The following is a 7,694-nucleotide window of genomic DNA, read 5'->3' as shown; positions in this document are numbered from 1 at the left end:
GCGCCCGGCCCCGCCCCCGATCCCGTACGGGACCCGTGGCGGGACCCCATGCGCCTGGCGCTGCGGGAAGCCGCACGGGCGGTGCCGGCCGGCGACGTGCCGGTCGGCGCCGTCGTGCTCGGCCCGGACGGCGAACTGCTCGCCACCGGGCACAACGAACGGGAGGCCGCCGGCGACCCGACGGCGCACGCCGAGGTGCTGGCGCTGCGCCGGGCGGCCGCCCGGCTCGGGGAATGGCGGCTTCCGGGGTGCACGCTGGTGGTGACCCTGGAGCCGTGCGTGATGTGCGCGGGCGCGCTCGTCCAGGCACGGGTGGCCCGGGTCGTGTACGGCGCGGCGGACGAGAAGGCGGGCGCCGCGGGCTCCCTGTGGGACCTCGTACGGGACCGCAGGCTCAACCACCGCCCGGAAGTGATCCGCGGGGTGCTCGCGCAGGAGTGCGCGCGGCAGCTGACGGACTTCTTCCGGGAGCTGTGAGCACACCCGGCGCGACCCTCCGCGGAATCGGATTTCGGAACTGGGCCGACCTTGGGCTAGGATCTCTCTCGGTAGCGTGTCCGAGTGGCCGAAGGAGCTCGCCTCGAAAGCGAGTATGGGGCAACCCATCGGGGGTTCAAATCCCTCCGCTACCGCTCCGATCGAGAGCCTCGTCCCGCAAGGGCCGGGGCTCTCGGCGGTTTCCGGGTGCGGAGGGCTTCGTACGGAGCGCCTCGTACGGGAGGGGCTCCCACCGGAGCGCTTCGCACCGGCTCCCCGGGCCGGACCCGTACTCCGCACCGGTGAGCAGGCGGCGCCCGCGGCGCCCGCCGCGTGACCGCACCGCCCGCCGGGCGTTGTCACGGCATGACCAAGACCCAGCGCATGCTCGCCGCCATCGCCCTCGCGGGGGCCGCCGCGGGACTCGCCGCACCCGCCGCCTCCGCCGCACCCGTGGCGCCCCTCACCCTTCCGGACCTGCCGCGTCCCGCGGGGATGCCGGAGGGGGCCGTTCCGGGCTCCGTCCAGGAGATCGGCGGGCAGCTCAACGAGCTGAACCAGCTGAACCAGCTGGCGGAGCTCCCGAACCACCTGGAGCCGGTCATCGCGCCCGCCGCCCCGGTACTGGGGCTGCTCGGCGCCATCCAGTAGCGCGCGGCGGGGCCGCGGGCCGGGACCCTGCCGGGGGAGGTGCGGTCCCGGCCCGCGGCGGACCCCACCGGGCCGGGCCCGCCGGCCTCCTGCCGCAACCGGCGGACCCGCCCCCATCCTGCGGGCCCGCGCCCGGCGCACGGCGCGGCAAAAGGCCCGCGGGGCGGGGCCATTGGTCCCGAAGGCCGGGCCTTCGCCCCGGACCGACCGGATAGACTCACCCGACCTGGCAGGACCGGTTGGGGAGGCCGACACCGCTGATGGAGACCAAGAAGATGATCACCGGAGGGCTCGTCGTCTTCGCGCTCTTCGTGATCATCACCCAGCCGGTCAAGGCCGCCGACATCGTGAAGATCGGCTTCCAGGGCATATCGGACGCCGCCCACGGCATCGGCGCGTTCATGACCGAACTCGTGACCTGAAACCCGTAAGCCGAGGCGGCCCTCCGGACCGAACGGCCCCCCACTCCTACGGGTGGGGGTTTTTGTGTGCCCCGCCCTCGTGGCGACTCCGCCAATAACGCCCCATTATGCCCAACTTGCCCTCAACACGGCGATATACGGTGCTTGCATACAGTGCACATGTGTTGTGATGCTATGACCGCTTTTGACGGATAGTTGATGTGGTTGACCTGAAGGGGTGGCGTGACCGTGCCGGCCAGTACTGCGCCTCAGGTGCCACCCCAGCAGGACCCGCAGCACGGCCCGGAGGAGGCCCCGGCGCCCCCGCGGCCGCAGAGCCGGGGCGCCGACACCCGGGCGCTCACCCAGGTCCTCTTCGGGCAGCTGAAGGGCCTCCAGCCGGGCAGCCGCGAGCACGAGCGGATCCGCGGCGCCCTCATCGAGGCGAACCTGCCGCTGGTGCGGTACGCCGCCGCCCGCTTCCGCAGCCGCAACGAGCCGATGGAGGACGTGGTACAGGTCGGCACCATCGGCCTGATCAACGCCATCGACCGCTTCGACCCGGACCGCGGTGTGCAGTTCCCCACCTTCGCCATGCCGACCGTGGTGGGGGAGATCAAACGATACTTCCGCGACAACGTCCGCACCGTGCACGTGCCGCGCAGGCTCCACGAGCTCTGGGTCCAGGTCAACGCCGCCACCGAGGACCTCACCACCCTCCACGGCCGCACCCCCACCACCCCCGAGATCGCGGAGCGGCTGCGGATCAGCGAGGACGAGGTGCTCTCCTGCATCGAGGCCGGCCGCAGCTACCACGCCACCTCGCTGGAGGCCGCCCAGGAGGGCGACGGCCTGCCGGGCCTGCTCGACCGGCTCGGGTACGAGGACCCCGAGCTCGCCGGCGTCGAGCACCGCGACCTCGTACGGCACCTGCTCGTGCAGCTGCCCGAGCGCGAGCAGCGGATCCTGCTGCTGCGCTACTACAACAACCTGACGCAGTCGCAGATCAGCGCGGAGCTCGGAGTCTCCCAGATGCACGTCTCGCGACTGCTCGCCCGGAGCTTCGCTCGACTCCGATCCGCAAACAGGATCGAGGCGTAACCGGATCGGGTGGAGATCCGCCGCAGGTTTCCCGACAGAACCGGCGCAATCCGCTCTATCGCTGGAGATATATGTCGACTTGGCGCTACAGCGCGTTGCCGACATGTGACATTCTGCTTGAACCGCGTTTGCCGCAGCCCCGGCTCCGGTATTCAGGTTGAGGCTGCGTTCCTCCGACGGGCGCGCCGTACGCGACCGTCCGCGACCTCAAGGGGGTGGCATGTCCGAAGACCAGGGCAGCTCCAAGGTGCTCACGCTCGTCAAGAGCGAGGCGCCGACAGCACCCGCGGTGCCCCACCGCTCGGAAGCCATCGACACCCGCACCCTCTCCCGCTCCCTCTTCCAGCGACTCGCCGCCCTGGACCCGGACAGCCCCGAACGGGCCTACGTGCGCGACACCCTGATCGAGCTGAACCTCCCGCTCGTGCGGTACGCCGCCGCCCGCTTCCGCAGCCGCAACGAGCCGATGGAGGACATCGTCCAGGTCGGCACGATCGGCCTGATCAAGGCGATCGACCGGTTCGACTGCGAACGGGGGGTCGAGTTCCCGACGTTCGCGATGCCGACCGTCGTGGGCGAGATCAAACGGTTCTTTAGGGACACCTCCTGGTCCGTGCGGGTCCCGCGGCGCCTCCAGGAGCTACGGCTGGCCCTCACCAAGGCGAGCGACGAGCTCGCGCAGCGGCTCGACCGCTCCCCGACCGTGCCGGAACTCGCCGCCGTGCTCGGGGTGTCCGAGGAGGACGTCGTCGACGGGCTGGCCGTCGGCAACGCCTACACCGCCTCCTCGCTCGACTCGCCCTCCCCGGAGGACGAGGGGGGCGACGGCTCCCTCGCCGACCGGCTGGGCTACGAGGACACCGCGCTCGAAGGGGTCGAGTACCGCGAGTCCCTCAAGCCGCTGCTGGCCAAACTCCCGCCCCGCGAGCGGCAGATCATCATGCTCCGCTTCTTCGCCAACATGACGCAGTCGCAGATCGGCGAGGAGGTCGGCATCTCCCAGATGCACGTCTCCCGGCTGCTGACGCGCACGCTCGCCCAGCTGCGCGTCGGGCTGATCGGGGACTGACGCCTCGCACCGTGCGGCCGCCGGGTCCGGGCCACTCCCGGACCCGGCGGCCGCACGCGTGTGCGTCGTCGGGGTGTACATCTGATGGGGCGTCAGCCACACTGCGGCGCGTGCCCGACGGATGCCCCAGGCCCGGAGCCGACCGCGCCCGCGCCCGCCGCCGCGCCCGCACCTCCGGTCGCGCGCCGGACGTGCGGGCCGCGGCTCTGCTCGCCCTGTGCGCGGCCGCGGCCTGCCTGGCCGGCTGCGCCGCCACCCCGGCCGGCGGCTACACGGCCACCGGAGCCGCGGCACCCGGGCCCGAGCGGCGCGCCGGGGACAACGTGGCCCCGCGGGGGCCGGTGGAGTTCCGGCGGCTCGGCGATCCGCCCCCGGCGGACGGGTCCGCACCCCCGCCGGGCGCGGCGGCCGGCGGGCAGGGCGGCGGGCAGGGCGGCCCGGGCGCCGGAGAGTCCGGGGGCGGCGCACCCGGCGGGCACGGCGGGGGCGCCACGCCTCCCCGCGGGCACGGAAGCCGGGCGCGGCCCGCTCCGGTACCCCCCGAGCCGGCGCCCGGAAGCCCGCCGGGCAGCCCGCGCCCTCCGGCCCCGGGCGCCTCGCCGCCTCCGGCGACCCCGTCTGCGCCGCCGCATGCGCCCGGGCCCTCGCCCGCGCCCGCGTACGTCGCCGTGGGCGACCCCGTCCGCGCGCCGGCGGCGGACCGCTGGTGCGAGCAGGTGACCGTCCGCATCGCCAACACGGGGGGAACGGCGGTCCGCTCCGGGACGCTCACCTTCGAGACGCACGTCATCGGCGCCCTCGGCATCGACTGGGCCACGGTCAGGACCAGCCGGCCCCTGCCCGCACCGCTGCCCGGCGGGACGGCGCGGACGCAGACGTACACGGTCTGCCTGGACGCGTGGCGCGTCCCCCTCGGCATGCACGTGGAGACCCGGCGGGCCACGGCCGCCTGGAGCTGAGCCGCTTTGGGGATTCCTTTACCGCCACACCCCCCGAATTCATTTGCCTGTAGCAACCAACCGCTTCTATGGTTGCCCGGAGCAACGACACTCGCGGAGGAGGAGGGCCAGGTGCCGACGCAGACCGCCCCGGCGGACCGCTACGAGGAACTGGCCCGACAGCTCGGCAGCATCGGCGCGGTCAAACGGGACCTCGCCCGCCTCCTCCCGCCGGACTGCCCCCCGGGCTCCGCAGCCGTCCTGACGATCCTCGACCGCCACGGCGAAATGCGGCTCAGCCGCCTCACCGACCTCATGGGCATCGACATCTCCGTGACCAGCCGCCACGTCGCCCATGTCGCCGACCGCGGCTGGATCACCCGGGACGCCGACCCCGGAGACGGCCGCTGCCGCATCCTGCGGCTCACGCCCGCCGGCGCCTCCCTCCTGGCCGAGATCGGCGCCCGGTACACCGGTGCGCTGGCCGGAGCCCTGGCCGACTGGTCCGCCCACGACGTCGACGCCCTGTGCTCGCTGCTGGCCCGGCTCCGGACGAGCGTCCGGACGGGCCTCCGGCAGAGCCCCTAGACCCAGACGAAGGAACCCCCATGACCACCACCACACCCGCACGGGTGGAGGGAGGCGGCCCGTCGCAGGCCCCGTCCGGCCAGGCGCCCGCCGGCGCCGCTCCCGCGCCGATGACCCACCCGCAGATCATGAAGGCACTCTCCGGGCTGATGCTCGGCATGTTCGTGGCGATCCTGTCCTCGACGATCGTCTCCAACGCCCTCCCCCAGATCATCAGCGAGCTCGGCGGCACCCAGTCCTCCTACACCTGGGTCGTCACCGCCGCCCTGCTGTCGATGACCGCCGCGACCCCGCTGTGGGGCAAGCTCGCCGACCTGTTCAGCAAGAAGCTGCTGGTCCAGCTGGCCCTCGTCGTCTACGTGCTCGGCTCCGTCGTCGCCGGGCTCTCCCAGAACACCGGCATGCTCATCGCCTGCCGCGTCGTCCAGGGCATAGGCGTCGGCGGCCTGTCCGCCCTCGCGCAGATCGTGATGGCCGCCATGATCTCCCCGCGCGAACGCGGCCGGTACAGCGGCTACCTCGGCGCCGTCTTCGCCGTCGCCACCGTCGGCGGCCCGCTGCTCGGCGGCGTCATCACCGACACCGACTGGCTGGGCTGGCGCTGGTGCTTCTACGCCGGCGTCCCCTTCGCCGTCGTCGCGCTCGTCGTCCTGCAGAAGACGCTCCGGCTGCCCGTCGTCCGCCGCGCCGACGCCAAGGTCGACTGGCTCGGCGCGGTCCTCGTCAGCGGAGCCGTCTCCCTGCTGCTCATCTGGGTCACCCAGGCCGGCGACTCCTACGACTGGATCTCCTGGACCACCCTGGCCATGACCGGCGGCGCCGCCGTCCTCGGCCTGCTCTTCGTCCTCGCCGAGAGCCGCGCCGCCGACCCGGTCATCCCGCTGCGGCTCTTCCGGAACAAGACCATCGCCCTCGCCTCGGCCGCCTCCCTGTTCGTCGGCATCGCGATGTTCTCCGGCACCGTCTTCTTCAGCCAGTTCTTCCAGCTGGCCCGCGGCGAATCCCCCACGATGTCCGGCATCCTGACCATCCCGATGATCGGCGGGCTGTTCGTCTCCTCCACCGTCTCCGGCCAGGTGATCACCAAGACGGGCCGGTGGAAGGGGTGGATCGTCTCCGGCGGCGTGCTCCTGACCGCGGGCCTCGGGCTCCTCGGCACCCTGCGCCACGACACCCCGTACTGGCACATCGCCGTCTACATGGCGCTCACCGGGCTCGGCCTCGGCATGATGATGCAGAACCTCGTCCTCGCCACCCAGAACCAGGTGGCGCCCGGCGACCTCGGCGCGGCCAGCTCCGTCGTCACCTTCTTCCGCTCCCTGGGCGGCGCCGTCGGCGTCTCGGCGCTCGGCGCGCTCATGGCCCACCGGGTCAGCCACTACGTGGAGGAGGGGCTGGCCGCCCTCGGCCCGAAGGCGGCCGCGATGGGCCACGGCGGCACCGCGGGCGGCGGCATCCCCGACCTCGACGCCCTGCCCGCGCCGCTGCGCGCGGTCATCGAGTCCGCGTACGGGCACGGCGTGGGCGACGTGTTCCTCTACGCCGCCCCTTCGGCCCTCCTCGCGCTGCTCCTGGCGGTGTTCATCAAGGAGGTCGCGCTGAAGTCCGGGCCGGCGGAACACGGTTCGGCGCCCTCGGCGCAGGAGCAGTAGGGGCGCGGCCGCGGCTGCGGCCCGCCTGCGGGGCTACCGGGCTGCGGGACCGGGCCCCTGCCTCGGCCGAGCCGCGGCGGCCGTCGCCGAGATGCCCGCGATCAGCACGTCGAGGGCCCGGGAGAAGTCCCCCTCCGGGACCGGCCGGGCGGGGCCGCCGCAGCCGCGCAGGAACTGCCGTACGGCCAGGTGGGCGCCGGCCCGGCCGGCGTCGTCCAGTCCGGCGGAGTCCAGCAGCCGGTCCAGGGCCGCGTCGAGGGCGCGGGCGTGCGGACCGGGGTGCGGATACGCGGCCGCCAGCGGGGCCACCCACGGATGGTCGGCCAGCACCTGGCGGTAGCCGCGGGCCAGCATCCGCAGCCGGTCCGGCCAGCCCTCGCGGCCCGCACCGCCCCGGGGAGGGGCCGGAAGCTCGCCCAACGCCCGGTCCAGGGCCAGTTCGAGCAGGTCGTGCTTGGTGTCGACGTACCAGTACAGGGACATCGCGGTGACCCCGAGCCCGGCCGCGAGCCGCCGCATCGAGAACCGGGCCGGCCCGTCCGCGTCGAGCAGCCGGACGGCGGCCGCCGCGATCCGCTCCCGGCCGGCGGCGGACCCGCCCTCGCCCCGGCGCCGCGCGGGTGCGGTCGGCCTGCCGGCGATCCACACGCTGGTCCCGTCGCCGTCTTCTCCGGGTTCGGCCGCGGTCGCCACGGGGCACCTCCTCTCGGCAGCGGGCCCTGCACACGGAGCCCGGCCGCCATCGCGATGCTAGGGGGTGCTCCGGGCGGCTCCGGCGGGATCAGGACGCGCCGAAGGCGGGGCCCGTCGCGGGGGC

At 73.9% G+C, this 7,694-nt stretch carries 9 protein-coding genes and 1 tRNA gene; 9 read left to right on the top strand and 1 reads right to left on the bottom strand.

Going from position 1 to position 7,694, the window contains the following annotated elements:
• From tadA to EF903_RS24960, 9 genes are all read left to right on the top strand, one after another.
• On the top strand, positions 1-477 hold a 477-nt coding region (gene tadA, locus EF903_RS25010; protein WP_260615881.1), incomplete at its 5' end, for a tRNA adenosine(34) deaminase TadA.
• 70 nt (positions 478-547) lie between these two features.
• Positions 548-632, top strand: a tRNA-Ser gene (locus EF903_RS25005).
• 211 nt (positions 633-843) lie between these two features.
• Positions 844-1,128, top strand: a complete 285-nt coding sequence (locus tag EF903_RS25000; protein WP_125546792.1) for a hypothetical protein — start codon at positions 844-846, stop codon at positions 1,126-1,128.
• Positions 1,129-1,388: 260 nt separating this feature from the next.
• Complete coding sequence (locus EF903_RS24990) at positions 1,389-1,550, top strand: hypothetical protein (RefSeq protein ID WP_185902808.1); 162 nt, start codon at positions 1,389-1,391, stop codon at positions 1,548-1,550.
• A 228-nt stretch (positions 1,551-1,778) separates the two neighbouring features.
• Positions 1,779-2,630, top strand: a complete 852-nt coding sequence (locus EF903_RS24985) for an RNA polymerase sigma factor SigF (protein WP_125546785.1) — start codon at positions 1,779-1,781, stop codon at positions 2,628-2,630.
• Positions 2,631-2,850: 220 nt separating this feature from the next.
• The gene (locus tag EF903_RS24980) at positions 2,851-3,699 is read left to right on the top strand and encodes an RNA polymerase sigma factor SigF (RefSeq protein WP_125546783.1); all 849 of its coding nucleotides are present in this window, start codon (positions 2,851-2,853) and stop codon (positions 3,697-3,699) included.
• Positions 3,700-3,809: 110 nt separating this feature from the next.
• Positions 3,810-4,658, top strand: coding sequence for a hypothetical protein (locus tag EF903_RS24975; RefSeq protein WP_185902807.1), 849 nt, complete (start codon positions 3,810-3,812; stop codon positions 4,656-4,658).
• A gap of 111 nt (positions 4,659-4,769) precedes the next feature.
• A complete protein-coding gene (locus EF903_RS24965; RefSeq protein WP_125546777.1) occupies positions 4,770-5,225 on the top strand; it encodes a MarR family winged helix-turn-helix transcriptional regulator in 456 nt (151 codons plus the stop codon).
• 20 nt (positions 5,226-5,245) lie between these two features.
• Complete coding sequence (locus EF903_RS24960; protein WP_312845959.1) at positions 5,246-6,877, top strand: MDR family MFS transporter; 1,632 nt, start codon at positions 5,246-5,248, stop codon at positions 6,875-6,877.
• A gap of 33 nt (positions 6,878-6,910) precedes the next feature.
• On the opposite strand, the gene EF903_RS24955 is transcribed toward EF903_RS24960, so the two are convergent.
• Entirely contained in the window at positions 6,911-7,570 is a 660-nt protein-coding gene (locus EF903_RS24955; protein ID WP_125546775.1) for a TetR/AcrR family transcriptional regulator, read from the bottom strand.
• Between the last annotated feature and the right edge of the window lie 124 nt (positions 7,571-7,694).

Origin of the sequence: Streptomyces sp. WAC05292 (assembly GCF_003949955.1) — a bacterium.
GTDB classification, from domain to species: domain Bacteria; phylum Actinomycetota; class Actinomycetes; order Streptomycetales; family Streptomycetaceae; genus Streptomyces; species Streptomyces globosus.
This window is presented reverse-complemented; position numbering and strand designations above follow the sequence as displayed.